Raw genomic sequence first — 17,346 nt, 5'->3', positions numbered from 1 at the left:
GATACACAATTTTCCCTTCCAAAACCACCCACTTTATTTTTCCATCACCCGCTATTTGCTTCCCCTTGCTTCTTCGATAAGGACCAACCATAGCAGACAGATAACGTTATAAACATGGAGGTGGCAGCCGCTACAATTCCTGAATCATTTAATACTAGCAGGGCCAGGGACGCCACAATACAGCAGTTAATGAGGAAATCTTGATGTCTGGATAAATGCTCTTTCCGACGCCTCCACAAAATCAACCCTATTAAGAAATAGCTCGTAATAAATAACTGAGTCCAATAAGATACTTTGAAAATCTTCCAGTTCATTTGCAATTTCCTACTGATCGTTTGTAAAATGGTTTGCCAATCTCCACTTAAGAGTTGTTGAAAGCCAATGGTGATATGACTTATTGGCTGGGATAATTGAACCATATACAAAGTAATCAATACTCCTACAAAGAACAAAAGGAATAGGAGTACTTGAAACCCTACCTTTTTTTTCGCAAAAAATAGTCGATTCAACACATACAGAAACATAACACCTGTGGCTAGACTTGCCCCTGCATTCGCCCCAAAGGAAGCACTTCCCAAGACTCCAATGAGCCACGTGACGATGAGGAGTAGAATTCCACCAGTCCAATAGGGATTTAGCCTTTCCCTTTCTAACAAAGGCGCAGTTAAGAGCAATCCCGAAACGATAAATATCCCCGCATACTCATTGCCGATCCCATAATACCTCGCACCGATGACAGGATCATAGCTAAGAAAGGAACGTTCTGTAAAAAAGCTCCCTAACACGACAACATCTACAGTGAGTGTCACAAAAAAGATGGCACAAGCTACACTGAATGGTGCTTTCGTGGTCCCATTTAGAACTAGTCCTGATAAAACACTTGCCATGATAATGACCAGTACATATTGATAGGACGATAATGGTAAAACAAGCGCCACAGTTATTAAAAACCAAAATGGAGACAGCACACCACTTAAGAGAAGTGTGCTTGCGAGTCGCTTCCACTTCGTTTTTTTCTTAAAGAACCAGATCACACATGAAACAATCACAAGCATGGCAACTAGCCCTGAGATGTAACTAGACAAGACGGACCCTCGATTAGCAAAAACTTTATTGATTTCGTCAATTCTCGTAGAAAACTCTCGAAATTCCTCCCTATCCACAACTGGTAATTTGCGAAGTGGAGATCCTAACACTTTTTCCTGTGGATAAGTCAATCCAAGTCTCTCTGCCAATGTAGGGACAACATCTGTATTACTGACTAAGTAATCCCTTCTCGTTGTTGATGAATAGACGTTTCCTAATTTTTCACGGGTTTCATCCCAAATCCACAATGGCCCCAATTGCCTTCGCTCTTTATAAGATATGTCATTCACAGCCGGGGATAAGAGCCACACTTCTCCAGATGTGTCATGTAAAATCCTGCTCAACGCCTGATCCAATTCAAATAGTAGCTTTTCATACATCTGATCTGCGTGGGCGTCCGTCATCTTTGTTCTTTCGTGAAAAAAACGATGTAAGTCCCCCCATTCTATAACCGTGAATGTGGTTGAGTTATCTTCATGAATAGTTGTTAATTTCTCTATAATCTTATCCACACTCATTTTTTTGCCACCTGGATAATTTGGTTTATCCACAACGACATCATGAAGTGATCCATCTGCTTCCCCATCCTGATCCATTACAAATAAAGAGCCATACCTAATCCTCTCATCAGAAGTATCAGAGTTTCCAATGGTTGTAGCCTTTACCCCCTCCTCTTTTAGCATTGTTCCAAACCAACCTATAGAAGCATGGAAACTCGACTTCTCATTCTTCTTTATCAACTCATGAATTTGTGGATGAATGATGGGGGCGTTGGGGATATAACCATGCCAACGGTGAAAAATATTATCCACAGGGATAACTTCCTCCCAAGTTTCACCCTTTTCAAATCCGTTCCAGCCCATTATCCCCAGTGCCCTTTTTCCACTAGCCAAGCTCACGGTATTATTTAAATAGGAATAGTTGCCATCAGGCTTTAAGTTTACGACTGCAAAAGTACCAGTCTCCCAATGTTTATAATCTGAAGCATCATGAAGCTGTTCAATTTCTGAAAAACTAAGTCCTGGGACAAGTAATAGGACAAGGTGTTTTTCCACAGGAGGATTCAAAGCTGAATCCGTTTCAGCTTCATTGGCTTTTATAAAAGGCGTCGCACACATAAATGCGATTATTAATAGAACAAATACTCTAATCAAGCTAATTTTCTGACATATCCACATAATCCACAACCCTATCCACAGTTATAATCAATAAATAAAAGCGTTCACTCATGTTATTCACATTTACACACACTTATCCACAGTTTTATTGTTAACAACTCAAATCCCTAGTTTGTCACGTTTCGACATGTTTTTCCCCATTATCCACAAGTTGTGCACAACATGTTATTAACAAGATCGTACATTCGCGTTACCTTTCCCGTTACCAGGTAACCGACCGATATATAGAACACCCACCGAGAATAGAGGTACTAAAGTCCCATGCGTCTCTTGTTCGATATAAAGGCTCGAAAAAGTACTAGTTGCCTATTAACCATCCTAAAGCTGAAGCTAGACATAACATGAACTCGAACAATCATATAAATTCTTATCCTTTAAGCGGAAATATTCCCCTTAATTAATAAAGAGCACGAAAAAACGTCTAATTAGACGGAGAAATTCCGCTTATTGACTCCAATCTATTTAAAAATGAGGAATTTCCTTTGCATAGGCGTAAAAACTCCCCTTATTCTCCACAAAATTAGGTGCATTTTATTTTTAAACGGAATTTCTCCGCTTATTTAATATCACTGGTAAGGGTAGGTCTAAATGGACTTGGCGATAAGCCAAGTATATCTAGAAAAATCACTAGCCCATGATCATCATCCACAAAAAAACCTTCTTGTCTTATTCTAGACAAGAAGGCCTGATTTTAAATCCAAATCACATCATCAGCATAATCTTCAGCAACAGCACCAAAACCAGTAGCAGCATCGTCAACATCTACATCAGGATCATCAACACGAGCTCAGCACTGCAACTTAAGAATTAATCAGCTCGCCTTCCTCCCTACTACTGGCTAGATAATTCCAACCCTGGTTGCCCGTTTAAACGGTCACCAGAACGATATCCTTTTTCATACAAGATTGTTCCAGCTGCAGCGATCATTGCAGCATTGTCCGTACATAGGGACATTGGAGGGATTGTGAGCTTTAACCCTTCTGCTTCACAAGCATCACTCAATTCCTTACGCAGCCCTTTATTTGCAGCAACACCACCTGCAAGTAGAACCCTGTCCACATTTTTTTCCTTAGCTGCCTTCATTGTTTTTGTGACTAATACTTCGATCACACTTTCTTGAAAGCTTGCTGCCAAGTTTTCCACGGGCAGCGTTTCTCCACGTTGTTTTGCATTATGCAAGGTGTTGATCACTGCAGATTTCAAACCACTGAAGCTAAAATCAAAGGAATCAGGCTCTAACCATGCCCTAGGTAATGTAATGCTAGCTTCTCCTTCATGGGCAAGGCGGTCAATATGAGGGCCTCCTGGATATGGTAAGCCTAACGTACGAGCAACCTTATCATATGCCTCCCCGACGGCGTCATCCCTTGTTTCACCAATGACTTCAAAGCTGCCGTGCTCTTTCATATAAACTAGCTCCGTATGGCCCCCAGACACGACGAGGGTCAACAAAGGAAAGGTCAGTTCTTCCACAATATGATTTGCATAAATGTGACCTGCAATGTGGTGTACCCCGATTAGTGGTTTATTTTGACTGAACGCAATGGCTTTCGCTGCATTAACACCAATGAGGAGGGCACCAACAAGGCCTGGACCTTCTGTTACTGCAATAGCATCGATATCATCGAAGGACACTTCTGCTTCCGCCATAGCTTCTTCCAAGATATATGTAATCTGTTCCACATGATGGCGAGAAGCAATTTCAGGTACTACGCCACCAAATCGTTTATGACTTTCAATTTGAGACGAAACCGTATTGCTTAAAATATCACGGCCGTTTTTTACCACTGCAACTGCAGTCTCATCACAACTCGTCTCAACTCCTAGTATGATCGTATCTTGCGTATTCTTTCCATTATTCGTCACTCTAACATCACCCACATAATTTGTGCATCCTCTTGATTATCTGTATAGTAATTTTTTCGGATGCCGCCATTTTGAAAACCATTTTTCCGATACATTCTAATTGCTGTTTCATTGGATAGACGAACCTCTAGGGTAATCTTTTTCGCCCTGAAGGTCTTTGCCATTTCAATAACCCCTTGAAGAAGGCGTTCACCAATGCCAAGTCTTCGATACTCAGGTGAAACGGCAATATTCGTAATATGTGCCTCATCAATGATGATCCAAACACCACAGTAGCCAATAACACGTCCATCAATCTCAGCAACTAAATAATTTGCAAACTGATTCGTCGTTAATTCATTAACGAAGGCACCTTTGCTCCAAGGTGTTGGAAAGCAGGCATGCTCCACTTCCATCACCTGATTAAGATCAGCTATTTCCATTAATCTAATACGAACTTCTTCCCCCATAAGCATACCCCTATATGACAAATTACTTGCTAGTTTGTTGACTCTCCATCCATTTAGCTTCCGCTTCTGCTAAACGAATATAATTTGGGGAAAAATCGTGTGTTTCTCCCTCAACCTTTTTTTCCATCCCTACTCGAGCTAATTCTCCTGGTCGTGGCATACAGTCTGTTACAGTAGCGATGATCCCCTTTTCACCTAGAATAGCGTGAATATCATCATTGTGCTTGTTCATATCAATGCTTAACATGCACACAGGCTTGTCCATTTCCTTTAATTGGTTTAACCACTCTCGGTGGATAATAATTTGATCTTCCTTCACTTGCTGAACGATTCCATTTTTGCTCTCATAAAGACCTGTGTACACCTGCCCACGCCGAGCATCAATAAACGGTGAGATGTAGCCATTAAAATGACGTCCATTTTGAGCTAAAACTTCAAGACTTGAGACACCCACCACTGGAATCTTTAATGACCAGGCCATAGTTTTAGCCGTAGTCACGCCAATTCTAACCCCTGTGTACGACCCTGGTCCTTCTGATACGACGATCCGATCCAGTCGATTAGGAGTTAGGTCTACCTCCTCCATTAAGGCACGAATCGCTGGCATCAGACGAACGGAATGGTTTTTCTTCAAATATGTAATATATTCACCGACGAGCCAGCCATCCTTCATGACAGCAACACCTAACACATAACTTGAAGTATCAATTGCTAATACATTCATCGATTAAAAATCTCCTTACAAATTGAAATAAAGTGCTCTCCTTGCGGTTGAAAACGTAGCTTTCTTTCCGTTTCCCCTGAATGTTCAATAGTGATTGCTAGTTTTTCAGAAGGTAGCTGTTCAGAAATCATCGATGGCCATTCCACAACGGTAATCCCTTCTCCTTCAAAGTACTCTTCTAGACCAAAATCTTCATATTCATCTTCTATCCGATACGCATCCATATGATATAAAGGCAGCCTTCCTTTATACTCCTTTATGATCGTAAAGGTCGGACTATTTACATTTCTAGTTATTCCAAGCCCTTTCGCCAAACCTTTTGTAAAACTTGTCTTTCCTGCGCCTAAATCTCCCTCAAGGGTAATGACATCCCCAGGTTGCAGCCGCTCTGCTAACTGTTCAGCAAGCCCCTGAGTTTCTTCAAGGGCATGGGAGATAAATTCAAATCCTTCATTCATCTTAACTTCCTCCAATTACAAATGGTCATACCCTGTTTTTGTCAAAGGAATGACTTCACCCTTATTCCGCTCTAACACTACTTGTGGTTGATCACTGGCTTCAATGCGACCAATGGGAAAAAAGGGCAACCCCTGTTCAGTAAACATCTTCTCCAATGATGGCAGATCTGCTTCACTTACAGTTCCCACTAGCTCAAAGTCCTCGCCTCCATACAAAACCCAGTTTTCCTGTTGTTCCTGTGTTCCTTCCTTAATCAACGGCGCTGTAGGAATCTCCTCCCAATGAAGGGTCACCCGAACTCCACTTGCTTGTGCTATTTCCATGGCCTCACTAGCAATTCCATCACTAATGTCATTTAAAGCAATCTTAAAGCCACTCTCTGCTAAAACTCGACCTGCTTTAACTCTAGGTTGCGGATACTGGTGTGCCTTCAAATACTCGGCTAACGTAGCTTCATCAGCAGCTTTTCTTCCATGAGCCAATAATTTCTCCAAGCCGTACGCAGATAAACCTAAAGGACCTGTTACAAATAATACATCACCTGGTTTTGCATGGGATCGGAGAAGATGGCGGTCCTTCTCTACCTTTCCTACCACAGTAACGGTTAACACGAGCTCTTTACTTGTTGATACTGTATCTCCACCGATCAAGTCCATCTGAAATTGATTACCTAAATGCCTCATTCCTTGATAAATGTCATCTAATTCTTGTTTGTCCCACCCTGTTTTAGGAATGGCAATGGATACGAGATAATAAAGGGGAACAGCCCCCATTGCAGCTAAGTCACTAACATTTACTGCTAATGCTTTATGCCCCAAGGCCTTCATTGTCATTGTCTCTTTGGTGAAGTGCACTCCTTCTACCATCGTATCTACTGCTATTACTGATTCCATATCAGTCTCTGTGGAAAAAATAGCAGCGTCATCGCCAATGCCAACTTTTAAGGAAGGCTGTTGCTGTGTATCAGGTGTTATGCTTTTTATCCAATTCATTTCATTATTCATCGTTTCAACAACCTTAACTACAGTTTATACTTACTTAGAATTCCCTTGTTTTCTAACATGTAATACAATTTGAACAATATTCTTGCGGCTAACACAAAACTATTGTAGTGCGCTTTGAAATGCTTCTATAATATCTTCTACATCTTCAATACCAACGGAAATCCTTACTAGTGATGGCGTCACACCTAGTTTTTCTCTCAATTCGACTGGCACAGGGCGATGGGACGTCCCCACAGGGTGAGTCACTGATGTCTCTACCCCAGCTAAAGTTGGGACTACCTTCACCCAAGATAACTGTCGGAAGAATTTGTATACGTCCACGTCATCTCCTAGATCTATTGTTACTATCGCCCCGTCTCCACGAGAGGAAACACCTTCTGGATAATAGACCTTCTTTATCTTCTCATGTTTCCGTAAAGCTTCAGCTAAGCCTTTTGCATTGCTACTTTGTTTTTCCATACGTAAACTGAGCGTTTTCAGACCTCTACATCCTAACCAGCCATCAAATGGTCCAAGATTGCTTCCTAAATTACTAATCTTCCCTTTTACTTTTTTCATCAATGCTTTATTTCCTGTAATTACTCCAGCAGATATATCACTATGGCCACCAATATACTTCGTCGCACTGTGAACAACTAAATCCACCCCAACCTCGTGTGGACGAATCAAATATGGTGTAGCAAATGTATTATCTACCATCGTTTTTAGACCATGTTTTTTCCCAATAGAAACAAGCTCCTCTAAGTCTTCCACCCGCAATAGGGGGTTTGTGATAGACTCTGTGTATAAAAGGACGGTATTATGTTTGATTTTAGCTTCTACTTCATCTCTATTAGAGAAGTCCACAAAGCTCACTTCTATGCCAAAATTACCGATTTCGCGAGCAAGCAGTTGATATGTACCACCATAAAGGTCTTCCGTCGCAATGATATGGTCTCCAGTTTTCGCCACAGCAAGAACTCCTGCCAAGATAGCTGATATACCTGAAGAGGAAGCAGCCCCAGCTTCAGCGCCTTCTAAATCCGCAACGCCTTTACCGAGATCATCTGTATTGGGATTCCCCATGCGAGTGTACATATAAGATTTTTCTCCGGAAAAGAAAGCTTCCATATCCTCTAAGTCATGAAAGGAAAATGCAGATGTTTGATAGATAGGCTTAGACTTACTTATTTCCTTTGTATCTAGCTTTTCTTGAAAGTGAACATTTTTTGTTTGAAATCGCATTTACAACACCCCTGCCTCATCATCATTTTTCGATAAGCTCTGTTAAACTTAGATATTGATTTTTTGTTACAGGTACTCGCTTTCCGCGGGCGGCTGGTAAGCCTCCTCGATGCTTTGCATCTGCGGGGTCTTACCCCTGCCTTTAATCCCGCCGGAGTCTCATACCTTCCTCAAAAAATCAAAAGTGTTAAATATCAACATTATCCTTTAACAGAGCTTTTCAATAAAAAAAAAGTCTTTCTCATGCCCCTTAACTCTTGATATACAGTCATTTTAACACCTTCCATGTAAAAAAAATATAAATTGCAATTTGACGAAAAAAAAACATACTTTACTTCGTTCCCATGTGATAAACTATTGAAAACATTATACACTTTTTTATGAAACCATGAATGGGGATAGGACATGGAACGAAGGATAAACAGTTCAACAAATAGCTTAGGAATGGTTTCCACAGCCTCAAAATATGCCACTGACGCTGGAGTGAAAATGCTTGAAAAAGGTGGAAATGCCTTTGATGCAGCTGCAGCAGCCGCTATTTGCTTAGGGGTTACTGAACCACAGGCTTCTGGACTTGGCGGACAGTCTATGGCTCTCATTTATCAAAAAGAAACGAATCGAGTTTTTGCGTTAGATGGTTCATCAAGGGCGCCGTTTCAAGTACAGCCTACGAAAACACCTGAAAAGCCCATTAAATTAGGAATAACATCATCAACTGTGCCCTCTACTCCGGCAACAATCGGGTATATGCAGGAGAAATACGGAAAACTATCGCTGGCTGAAATATTAGAGCCGGCTATTATTGCGGCTGAAAATGGTTTTGTCACTACACCTTTAATACACAAACTAATAAAAAAAGAAGAACAGCAGCTTCGAAAAGACCCTACTGTTCTCAAAAATTATTTTATAGATAATGTTCCAGCTCCAGTTGGACATGTGATTCGCCAACCTGAATTAGCTGAATGTTTGAAAACAATGGCGCAGGCTGGCTGGCACGATTTTTATGTAGGAACACTCGGTCAACAAATCATTAAAGATATGGAAAATAGGGGAGGATTAATTACTGCGGCAGACTTGTGCCAAATTCCTCAGCCTATTGAAAGGGAAGTACTAGAAAGCACGTATCGAAATTATCAAATTTATACTTTTCCTCCTCCTGGGGCAGGAAGAGTTCTCGTACAAATATTAAATACATTAGAAGGGTTTCCTTCTGAAATACTAAACTCAGAAGATCCCATCGGTGCATCAATTTTTGCCCTAGCATTCCGATTTGCTCTCATTAATAGACAACGGATTCCTATCCACCCTGATTACTACTTACAAACAGTTAATAAAATGATGCTCGATAAAGGGTACGGACGAGAACTATCTGAAAGAATAAAGGAAATATATACATTCGCTTTGCAAGATAAATATAGTCCTCCCCCACATTCAGGGGAGACAACACATTTATCTGTGGTTGATAAAGAAGGGAACTGTGTTGGCATCACACAATCTATTGAGCTAGTCTTTGGAAGTAAAACGGTAGCTGATGGCTTAGGCTTCTTCTATAACAATTATATGAGTGCTTTTGAGTATAAAAATATGACGCACCCTTACTATCTGTTACCTGGGGCAAAACCATGGAGTAGTGTCGCACCCGTCTTATTATTTAACAACGGGCAGCCACGGTTTTTATTAGGGAGTCCAGGGAGCAGCCGTATATCAACGACTTTGGCACAGGTAATCACACGAGTCGTTGATCGAGGGGAAACATTGGATAAAGCCATTGGGGCACCTAGATTTCACTCCTCTGACACAGGACACCTTCAAATAGAAAAAAAGAGGTTCAACTCTGATGTATTAGATGCCCTTCACCGCACTGGCTTCCAGTTAAAAAATCGAGGGCCATACAGTTTTTATCTCGGCTGTGTCCAAGGAATACAAATCTCACAGAACAGCCACGAACCTTTTCTTGGTGTAGCTGACCCAAGAAGAGACGGCACAGCTATAGGACCTACTTTTATTAATGGATAGACTACCTTAAACGATATTATTGTTTTTTGAATAGTTTTTATAGGACCGAGGCAAATGAAAAAGAAACAATATTGATTTGTTAGTGCACCAATATTCAAAACTCCTTATTTATGGATAGTTGATGAGACTGGAGCAAACGAGACTCCTGTGGAAAAGGAAGGCAGGGCAAGACCCTGCAGAGCGTAGCTCGAAGCAGCTTGTCGGCTTCTCTACGGAAAGCGAGTTTGCGCAAGTCTCATCAACAATTCTATTTTTAGGGAAACACAATCAAATAAATGAGGAAGTGAAAAACAATGAAAATAGCTATTGTTTATAATCGTGAAAGTAAAGCTGTTATTAACCTGTTCGGAACATTAAATCGTGAAAAATATGGTCTTGAGACAATTCGTAATATAAAAGATGGCCTCGTTGCTGGCGGACATCAAGTGAAAACATTCGAAGGTGATAAAAATATCATTTCCAAGCTAGAAGAGTTTATGCCATCGGTCGTCTCTGGTGAACGCCCTGGCCTTGTGTTTAACTTGAGCTACGGTATTCAAGGGAAAGGACGCTATATGCATGTACCAGGTATATTGGAAATGATCGGCGTCCCTTACGTAGGGTCTGGACCAGAAACCCATGCGTTAGCTTTAGATAAAGTAGTTACAAAAATGATCTTGATCCAGAAAGGCCTTCCTACACCTAAATTCACAGTAATGGACAATCCTGACTCACCAGCAGATCCGTCTCTTCAATATCCATTAATTGTGAAACCGAAAGATGAAGCAGTCTCGTTTGGTTTGAGAATCGTTCATAATGAAGCTGAACTTCGCGAAGGGGTACAAACGATATACGAAACTTTTCATTCTCCAACACTCGTGGAGGAATATATCGATGGCCGAGAAGTGAACGTAGGATTATTAGGAAATAATCCAGTGCAGGCACTCCCTCCAGTAGAGCTTGTTTTCGGCGAAGGAGAACAGATCTTTACTTACGAAGATAAGAAAAATAAGAGTGGTCGTACGGTTGAAAAAGTCTGCCCTGCCCCATTATCGGAAGAACAGACACAAAGGGTGCAGCAATTAGCAATAGACACATTTAACGCACTCGGTTGCTACGACAGTGCTCGAGTAGATTTTCGCATAGATAAAGATGGTAACCCATATATCCTTGAGGTAAACTCTATGGCAAGCTTAGGTGCAGATGGATCCTTCGTTTTTGCTGCAGAAAAAATGGGCTTATCATACGCTGACTTAATGAACCGCATTATCGACATAACATGTGAGCGTTACTTTGGACCATACTTCCTAGATAATAATAGTGGCGACGGTAGTGAGAAAAATAAAGAAGTCTTTAATTCCATTACGAACAAACGTGACAAAATTGAGAGTGACTTAAAGGCCTGGACTAACTTATCAAGCCGTACAGAGGATCCAGTAGGATTAAATGCCGTGAGAAAAAAATTAGATGACCGCTTGAAGAAGCTTAACTTAAAACGGTCTGAGGACTTTACTAACAGAAGATCAGCCTGGACTTGGGAAACAAAAGCAGGCTTTAAGGACGGTACCCTCTTAGTCGTTCCAATCGACGTTCCAGGTGAAAGATCTGGATTCCCAATCCCATTCCGTACAGAGCAAGAATGGATTTTTGGAGAAGGGGTTGCAGCTAGCCGCGGTGGCTTAGTCACTATACTAAGCGCTTTAAGTGCATTGAAAGATCACAAACTCCTTCAGAAAAAAAAGGTGGGTATTTTCTTCTACTCAGACGAAGGTCGTGGGATGCGTTACAGTAGTGACATGCTATATAAGGCTTCAAGGCTTGCTAAAGAAGTTATCGTCCTTCAACCTGGATTTTTGAATGGGAAAATTTCGGAGCAACGTCGAGGATCAAAGAAATTCAGTGTAATTGTGGAAGGAGATCCACAACGAGTTGGAAAACATAAACAGCTTGATGTATTAAGCTACTTTATTCAAAAAGCCGAGAAGCTTAAAGAAATTAGTAGTGATGCAAAAAAACTTACAGTAGCATTGCAAGACGTCCATTCCGAAAGACACAGTGTCCTACTTCCACACCGAGTGAATGCAACAATTACTGTCACTTATATAGATGAAGCACTTGCTGACAATGTGGAAGACCAAATTCGCAATACTTTTAAAACCAATTCTAGTGAAGGTATGATTACGTATGTCGAAAAAATAGAGGATCGTCCTCCACTGCTTAAAAAGAAGAATAATCCTATCACGAAAAAACTGCGTCAACTGAGCAAAGATTGGAATATTCCATTTGGCTCAGAATCAAGTCTTCTTTCAACTGCAGCTGGGGAAGTTACGTCTGAAGTCTCTGTCATTTGTGGTTTTGCACCAGCAAGTAAAGGATTATACACGCCAAACGAGGCAATCCACCGTAGGGAGTTAATTGAACGATCCCTCTTGCTAGCGTTGTATTTAATGGACCAAGAGTAATGATTATAGTGGAGCGAAAACTACCCATTGTTATATCAGTCCCCCACGGGGGACTGATGGTTCCACAGCCATTACGAAAAAAATGTTTAGTGACGAATCATGATATCTTAATGGATTCCGATACTTGGTCACAACACTTATATCACTATAAAGACGATGTTGAAAAATATATTTTTACAAATATCGCAAGAATCGTCGTTGATATGAACCGTGACAAACAAGACACTCCACCGGGTAACCCAGATGGCGTTGTAAAAATGCTAACTGTCTCTGGGAAGCAAGTATGGAATTCAACAAATGGGCGTCTCACACAATCAGAAACAAACCAACTATTTTTAAAATACTATGATAGATACCATTACAAGTTAGGGGCAGCAGCCATTGATCCTAAAGTTGTTTTAGGGATTGATTGCCATACTATGCTCGATGTTGGTCCTGCAACAAAAAGTGCCCATTGGGAGAAGCGGCCCATGTTTTGTATAAGTAATGGGGGCTCGAGAACAGGTCATTTCCTTGGAGGTCTTCAGGTAACTGCGCCAGCAGAGCTCCTCCAAAAACTTAAGATATTAATAGAATCTACTTTTAGCCATATTTCAACAGATGGTCTACCTCTAGTAGAGATTAATAACCCATTTAAAGGTGGCTATATTACGAGGTTTCATGGTACGCGTGGAAGAATTCCATGGATCCAAATAGAGATTAATAGAAAAATGTATTTACCTGCTTCTAATCTTACTTCTATCCACCCTACTGAAGTTGATTTATTAAGAATGAGAGATATTAAGAATAGACTTTATCATGTTTTTTCAAGCTTAGTTGACGATTACCCTACAACTAGAAAAACAGCACAATAGAAATTTTAAGCTTCCTCGCTATTTAATATGAAATGAAAGACTAGATTTAAGATTCATTGACCATACTGGATATAAAGACTATGAATCTATGACCAGAGGTGAATGAATAATGAACAAAGGTTTTGAACAAGAATATAGTGTGTTTCAAGCTGCTCTTAAAATTGAAGATCCATGGTATGTCACAGGGTATGAACTGGACCAAGAAGAAGAAAAGCTCCATATTTATCTAGATTATAAACGTAATGCTCAGTTTATTTGTCCCCATTGTGGTTCCTCTCATACGTCGATCTATGATCGATTACCAGAAGAGAGAACTTGGAGACATATGAACTTTTGGCAATATGAAACTCATCTTCATGCAGAGATGCCACGGGTAAAGTGTAGTCTATGCAGTAAAATACGTACCGTTGTGGTTGATTGGTCCCGTCCTCGTTCAAGCTTTACATAGTTCTTCGAAGCTGAAGTCATGCAACTCATGAAAGAAATGCCGGTAGCTGCTGTTTCTCGTAAGGTAAAAGAACATGACACTCGACTTTGGCGTGTCTTTCATTATTATGTCGATAGACATATGGATGAAATTGATCTTACAAACGTTAAGCGAATTGCTATTGATGAAACCTCTAGTAAACGAGGCCACAACTACGTGACACTATTTGTGGATGTCGATACAAAACGTGTTATCTTTGCCACTGAAGGAAAGGATGCTTCAGTAATAAAAACATTCAAGGAACTTCTAGAAAGCAAAGGTGCACAAGCAGAATCCATTAAAGAGTGCTGTTGTGATATGTCTCCAGCTTTTATTAAAGGCATTGAAGAGACATTTCCAAATGCTGAAATTACCTTTGATAAATTCCATGTCATGAAGATGGTTAATGAAGCCGTGGATCAAGTTCGCAGACAAGAACAGCGTGAGGAACCACTCCTCAAAAAGACACGATACCTTTGGCTGAAAAACGAAAAGAATCTAAATGATACGCAAAAAGATAACCTACTGAAACTGAAGGACGGCCATTTAAAAACGGCTAAAGCTTATCGACTAAAAACAACACTACAAATAATGTGGACTGCTTCCCCTGCTTTTGCGGGTTGGTATTTTGATGAATGGTACCAATGGGCAATAAGGTCTCGTTTGGAACCGATGGTTCATTTAGCTAAATCACTTAAAAAACATGAAGGTGGCATCCTACGTTATTTTGTTTCTAAGATAACCAATGGTCTACTTGAAGGTATCAATAGTCTTGTTCAAGCATCGAAACGAAAAGCAAGAGGGTACAGATCTGTATCAAACTTTATCGCCATGATTTATGCGACAGCAAATAAGTTTGACTTAGAGGTTCAGCCTCATGGCTAATATTTGTCCTTGTGTCAGCTAACCACTAATGTTCAAACCTGAAATTGGCTGTCAAGTGCTTTCCTTGACTGGCAATTTCAGGTTTGAAATACTAGCTAAGCTGATACAAATGATAACCTTGTAATCTATCAGAATATCTAGTATTCCATACAAAATAGCGAGGAGCCAATTTTAATTAGCTAGCTTTTTTGGAAAAAAATATTAGAGGGCAATAGAAAGGCACGAATATTCAATGATTCGGTGCCTTTCTTTAAATCTCCCCCTATAGTACTTGAATCTTGATATTGTGGAAATGCAGACTCAAATCTAATTTCTCGTGCAGTTCAGTCTCCATTCTTGGAAAATGTGGACTCAAATTTGAGTTCTCATGAGTTTCAGTCTTCATTCTTGGAAAATGAAGACTCAATTTTGATTCCTCATGAGTTTCAGTCCACATTCTTTGAAAATGTGGACTCAAACCTGATTTCTCATGAGTTTCAGTCTCCATTCTGAGAAAATGAAGACTCAAATCTGTGTTTTCATGGATTTCAGTCTTCATTCTGGGAAAATGAAGACTCAAACCTGATTTCTCATGGAGTTCAGTCTTCATTATGGGAAAATGAAGACTCAAATATGAGTTCTCGATGGTTTCAGTCCTCATTCTGGGAAAATGAAGACTCAAATTTGATTTCTAATGAGTTTCAGTCCACATTCTTGGAAAATGAGGACTCAAATTTGATTTATCATGAGTTTCAGTCCACATTCTTGGAAAATGAGGACTCAAGATTGATTTATCATAGGTTTTAGTCCACATTCTTGGAAAATGAGGACTCAAATATTAGTTATCATGAGTTTCAGTCCTCATTCTTTGAAAATGAGGACTCAAGTTTGATTTATCATAGGTTTCAGTCCACATTTTACTTATAGTAGTAATTTTTGCGTAAGGTAAACCTGTCTCTTCCTCTACGAGTATAAGCTAAGAATCTTATCCGTCGAGACAACTCGCCACATAGTCGACGAATTAACGCTGAAATAACCTAAGACCTGAAGCATTGCCCACTGCAAAGAATGAGCAGATATCGCACAAATACCTTAAGTGAAAGCGAGTACCTTACACAAAAAATCATCACATCATTTAAAACACAAAAAAAGACACCCTCTATTGAGAATGTCTTTATCTGCCCAGCAACGTCCTACTTTCACAGGGGTAAACCCCAACTATCATCGGCGCTCGAGCTTATCTACCGTGTTCGGACTGCGGGAATCGATGACCTACGAATCTCTGCGTCAACTGCACTCGTTCGATTCTCATGGGCATAGCCCATTCCGAGTCTCTCTCCCTTGTTTCCTTGACCTTCTTGCTCCTCAATTCCCTCGTATAATAAATTTAACTTATTTTCGAGATACACCTTTCGGTGTAAGTTAATTTAATTATAAACATTGATTTTTTGTGTAAGGTACACCTGTCTCTTCCTCTACGAGCAAATGCTTCGTAGTGTGTCCGTCGAGACAACTCGCAGCATACTCGTGATGTTTATGCTCGTTCCTGCGGGATCAAAGGCAGGGGTAAGACCCTGCAGATGCAGGAGGCAGGACGCCGACATTACGCCGTTGCCCACAGGACGTGGGCAAGTACTTAGGCGAAATTTGGAGGAGGCTTACCAGCCGCCCGCGGAAAGCGAGTACCTTACACAAAAAATCATCACATCATTTAAAACACAAAAAAGACACCCTCTATTGAGAATGTCTTTATCTGCCCAGCAACGTCCTACTTTCACAGGGGTGAACCCCAACTATCATCGGCGCTGGAGAGCTTAACTACCGTGTTCGGCATGGGAACGGGTGTGACCTCTCCGCTATCGTCACTGGACTTGATTGAGATAAAACAAAATGAATTGTCCTCTCAAAACTAGATAACATATTGGATTGATAAGACTTAAAGAAGATTTAAAATTGGTTAAGCCCTCGATCGATTAGTATCTCTCAGCTACACATGTCGCCATGCTTCCACACGAGACCTATCAACCTCATCATCTCTGAGGGATCTTACTCACTTACGTGATGGGAAATCTCATCTTGAGGGGGGCTTCATGCTTAGATGCTTTCAGCACTTATCCCTTCCACACGTAGCTACCCAGCGATGCTCCTGGCGGAACAACTGGTACACCAGCGGTGTGTCCATCCCGGTCCTCTCGTACTAAGGACAGCTCCTCTCAAATTTCCTACGCCTGCGACGGATAGGGACCGAACTGTCTCACGACGTTCTGAACCCAGCTCGCGTGCCGCTTTAATGGGCGAACAGCCCAACCCTTGGGACCTACTTCAGCCCCAGGATGCGACGAGCCGACATCGAGGTGCCAAACCTCCCCGTCGATGTGGACTCTTGGGGGAGATTAGCCTGTTATCCCCAGGGTAGCTTTTATCCGTTGAGCGACGGCCCTTCCATACGGTGCCGCCGGATCACTAAGCCCGACTTTCGTCCCTGCTCGACCTGTATGTCTCGCAGTCAAGCTCCCTTATGCCTTTGCACTCTGCGAATGATTTCCAACCATTCTGAGGGAACCTTTGGGCGCCTCCGTTACTTTTTAGGAGGCGACCGCCCCAGTCAAACTGCCCACCTGACACTGTCCCTGAACCGGATCACGGTTCGAGGTTAGAATTTCAGTACAGCCAGGGTAGTATCCCACCAACGCCTCCACCGAAGCTGGCGCTCCG

Annotated in this window: 11 protein-coding genes, 1 rRNA gene, 1 pseudogene and 3 other annotated features; of the genes and pseudogenes, 5 read left to right on the top strand and 8 right to left on the bottom strand. The window is 41.2% G+C overall.

Annotation, left to right across the window (positions count from 1 at the left end; genetic code table 11):
* Positions 1-44: 44 nt before the first annotated feature.
* From BW724_RS01270 to BW724_RS01240, 7 genes are all read right to left on the bottom strand, one after another.
* Entirely contained in the window at positions 45-2,264 is a 2,220-nt protein-coding gene (locus tag BW724_RS01270; RefSeq protein ID WP_088073301.1) for a hypothetical protein, read from the bottom strand.
* 831 nt (positions 2,265-3,095) lie between these two features.
* Entirely contained in the window at positions 3,096-4,130 is a 1,035-nt protein-coding gene (gene tsaD / locus BW724_RS01265) for a tRNA (adenosine(37)-N6)-threonylcarbamoyltransferase complex transferase subunit TsaD (RefSeq protein WP_088073300.1), read from the bottom strand.
* Positions 4,127-4,579: a ribosomal protein S18-alanine N-acetyltransferase gene (gene rimI / locus BW724_RS01260; protein WP_088073299.1), complete on the bottom strand. Its 453-nt coding sequence runs from the start codon at positions 4,577-4,579 to the stop codon at positions 4,127-4,129. The genes tsaD and rimI overlap by 4 nt, the downstream gene beginning before the upstream one ends.
* A 22-nt stretch (positions 4,580-4,601) precedes the next feature.
* Positions 4,602-5,303 (bottom strand): tRNA (adenosine(37)-N6)-threonylcarbamoyltransferase complex dimerization subunit type 1 TsaB, encoded by a 702-nt coding sequence (gene tsaB, locus BW724_RS01255; RefSeq protein WP_088073298.1) that lies wholly within the window; start codon positions 5,301-5,303, stop codon positions 4,602-4,604.
* Positions 5,300-5,761 (bottom strand): tRNA (adenosine(37)-N6)-threonylcarbamoyltransferase complex ATPase subunit type 1 TsaE, encoded by a 462-nt coding sequence (gene tsaE, locus BW724_RS01250; protein WP_088073297.1) that lies wholly within the window; start codon positions 5,759-5,761, stop codon positions 5,300-5,302. The genes tsaB and tsaE overlap by 4 nt, the downstream gene beginning before the upstream one ends.
* 15 nt (positions 5,762-5,776) lie before the next feature.
* Positions 5,777-6,766: a thiamine-phosphate kinase gene (gene thiL, locus BW724_RS01245; protein ID WP_088073296.1), complete on the bottom strand. Its 990-nt coding sequence runs from the start codon at positions 6,764-6,766 to the stop codon at positions 5,777-5,779.
* Between the two features lie 99 nt (positions 6,767-6,865).
* A complete protein-coding gene (locus BW724_RS01240; RefSeq protein ID WP_088073295.1) occupies positions 6,866-7,990 on the bottom strand; it encodes a trans-sulfuration enzyme family protein in 1,125 nt (374 codons plus the stop codon).
* A gap of 405 nt (positions 7,991-8,395) precedes the next feature.
* Here BW724_RS01240 and BW724_RS01235 point away from each other — a divergent pair, with 405 nt between their 5' ends.
* The 5 genes and pseudogenes from BW724_RS01235 to BW724_RS01215 form a co-directional block, all read left to right on the top strand.
* A complete protein-coding gene (locus tag BW724_RS01235) occupies positions 8,396-10,006 on the top strand; it encodes a gamma-glutamyltransferase family protein (protein WP_088073294.1) in 1,611 nt (536 codons plus the stop codon).
* 293 nt (positions 10,007-10,299) lie between these two features.
* Positions 10,300-12,447, top strand: coding sequence for a M20/M25/M40 family metallo-hydrolase (locus BW724_RS01225; protein ID WP_088073292.1), 2,148 nt, complete (start codon positions 10,300-10,302; stop codon positions 12,445-12,447).
* Positions 12,448-12,455: 8 nt separating this feature from the next.
* Positions 12,456-13,301, top strand: a complete 846-nt coding sequence (locus BW724_RS01220; RefSeq protein WP_235848860.1) for an N-formylglutamate amidohydrolase — start codon at positions 12,456-12,458, stop codon at positions 13,299-13,301.
* A gap of 109 nt (positions 13,302-13,410) precedes the next feature.
* Positions 13,411-13,749: a transposase family protein gene (locus BW724_RS24020; protein WP_235848859.1), complete on the top strand. Its 339-nt coding sequence runs from the start codon at positions 13,411-13,413 to the stop codon at positions 13,747-13,749.
* Between the two features lie 15 nt (positions 13,750-13,764).
* Positions 13,765-14,652, top strand: a pseudogene (locus BW724_RS01215) (ISL3 family transposase); the annotation flags it as partial.
* Positions 14,653-16,386: 1,734 nt separating this feature from the next.
* Here BW724_RS01215 and rrf read toward each other — a convergent pair.
* A 5S ribosomal RNA gene (gene rrf, locus BW724_RS01205) occupies positions 16,387-16,501 on the bottom strand.
* Between the two features lie 95 nt (positions 16,502-16,596).
* Positions 16,597-16,858, bottom strand: a sequence feature (23S ribosomal RNA rRNA prediction is too short).
* A 19-nt stretch (positions 16,859-16,877) separates the two neighbouring features.
* Positions 16,878-17,037: a sequence feature (23S ribosomal RNA rRNA prediction is too short), on the bottom strand.
* A gap of 19 nt (positions 17,038-17,056) precedes the next feature.
* Positions 17,057-17,225 (bottom strand) — a sequence feature (23S ribosomal RNA rRNA prediction is too short).
* Positions 17,226-17,346: the final 121 nt, after the last annotated feature.

This window comes from Litchfieldia alkalitelluris (assembly GCF_002153425.1).
In the GTDB taxonomy this organism is placed as follows: Bacteria; Bacillota; Bacilli; order Bacillales; family Salisediminibacteriaceae; genus Evansella; species Evansella alkalicola.
This window is presented reverse-complemented; position numbering and strand designations above follow the sequence as displayed.

What these genes read in the sequence shown, in the direction of transcription:
- BW724_RS01270 (WP_088073301.1), bottom strand. Translation starts at nt 2,264, where the DNA reads ATGTGGATATGTCAGAAAATTAGCTTGATTAGAGTATTTGTTCTATTA.
- rimI (WP_088073299.1), bottom strand. Translation starts at nt 4,579, where the DNA reads ATGGGGGAAGAAGTTCGTATTAGATTAATGGAAATAGCTGATCTTAAT.
- tsaB (WP_088073298.1), bottom strand. Translation starts at nt 5,303, where the DNA reads ATGAATGTATTAGCAATTGATACTTCAAGTTATGTGTTAGGTGTTGCT.
- tsaE (WP_088073297.1), bottom strand. Translation starts at nt 5,761, where the DNA reads ATGAATGAAGGATTTGAATTTATCTCCCATGCCCTTGAAGAAACTCAG.
- thiL (WP_088073296.1), bottom strand. Translation starts at nt 6,766, where the DNA reads ATGAATAATGAAATGAATTGGATAAAAAGCATAACACCTGATACACAG.
- BW724_RS01240 (WP_088073295.1), bottom strand. Translation starts at nt 7,990, where the DNA reads ATGCGATTTCAAACAAAAAATGTTCACTTTCAAGAAAAGCTAGATACA.
- BW724_RS01235 (WP_088073294.1), top strand. Translation starts at nt 8,396, where the DNA reads ATGGAACGAAGGATAAACAGTTCAACAAATAGCTTAGGAATGGTTTCC.
- BW724_RS01225 (WP_088073292.1), top strand. Translation starts at nt 10,300, where the DNA reads ATGAAAATAGCTATTGTTTATAATCGTGAAAGTAAAGCTGTTATTAAC.
- BW724_RS24020 (WP_235848859.1), top strand. Translation starts at nt 13,411, where the DNA reads ATGAACAAAGGTTTTGAACAAGAATATAGTGTGTTTCAAGCTGCTCTT.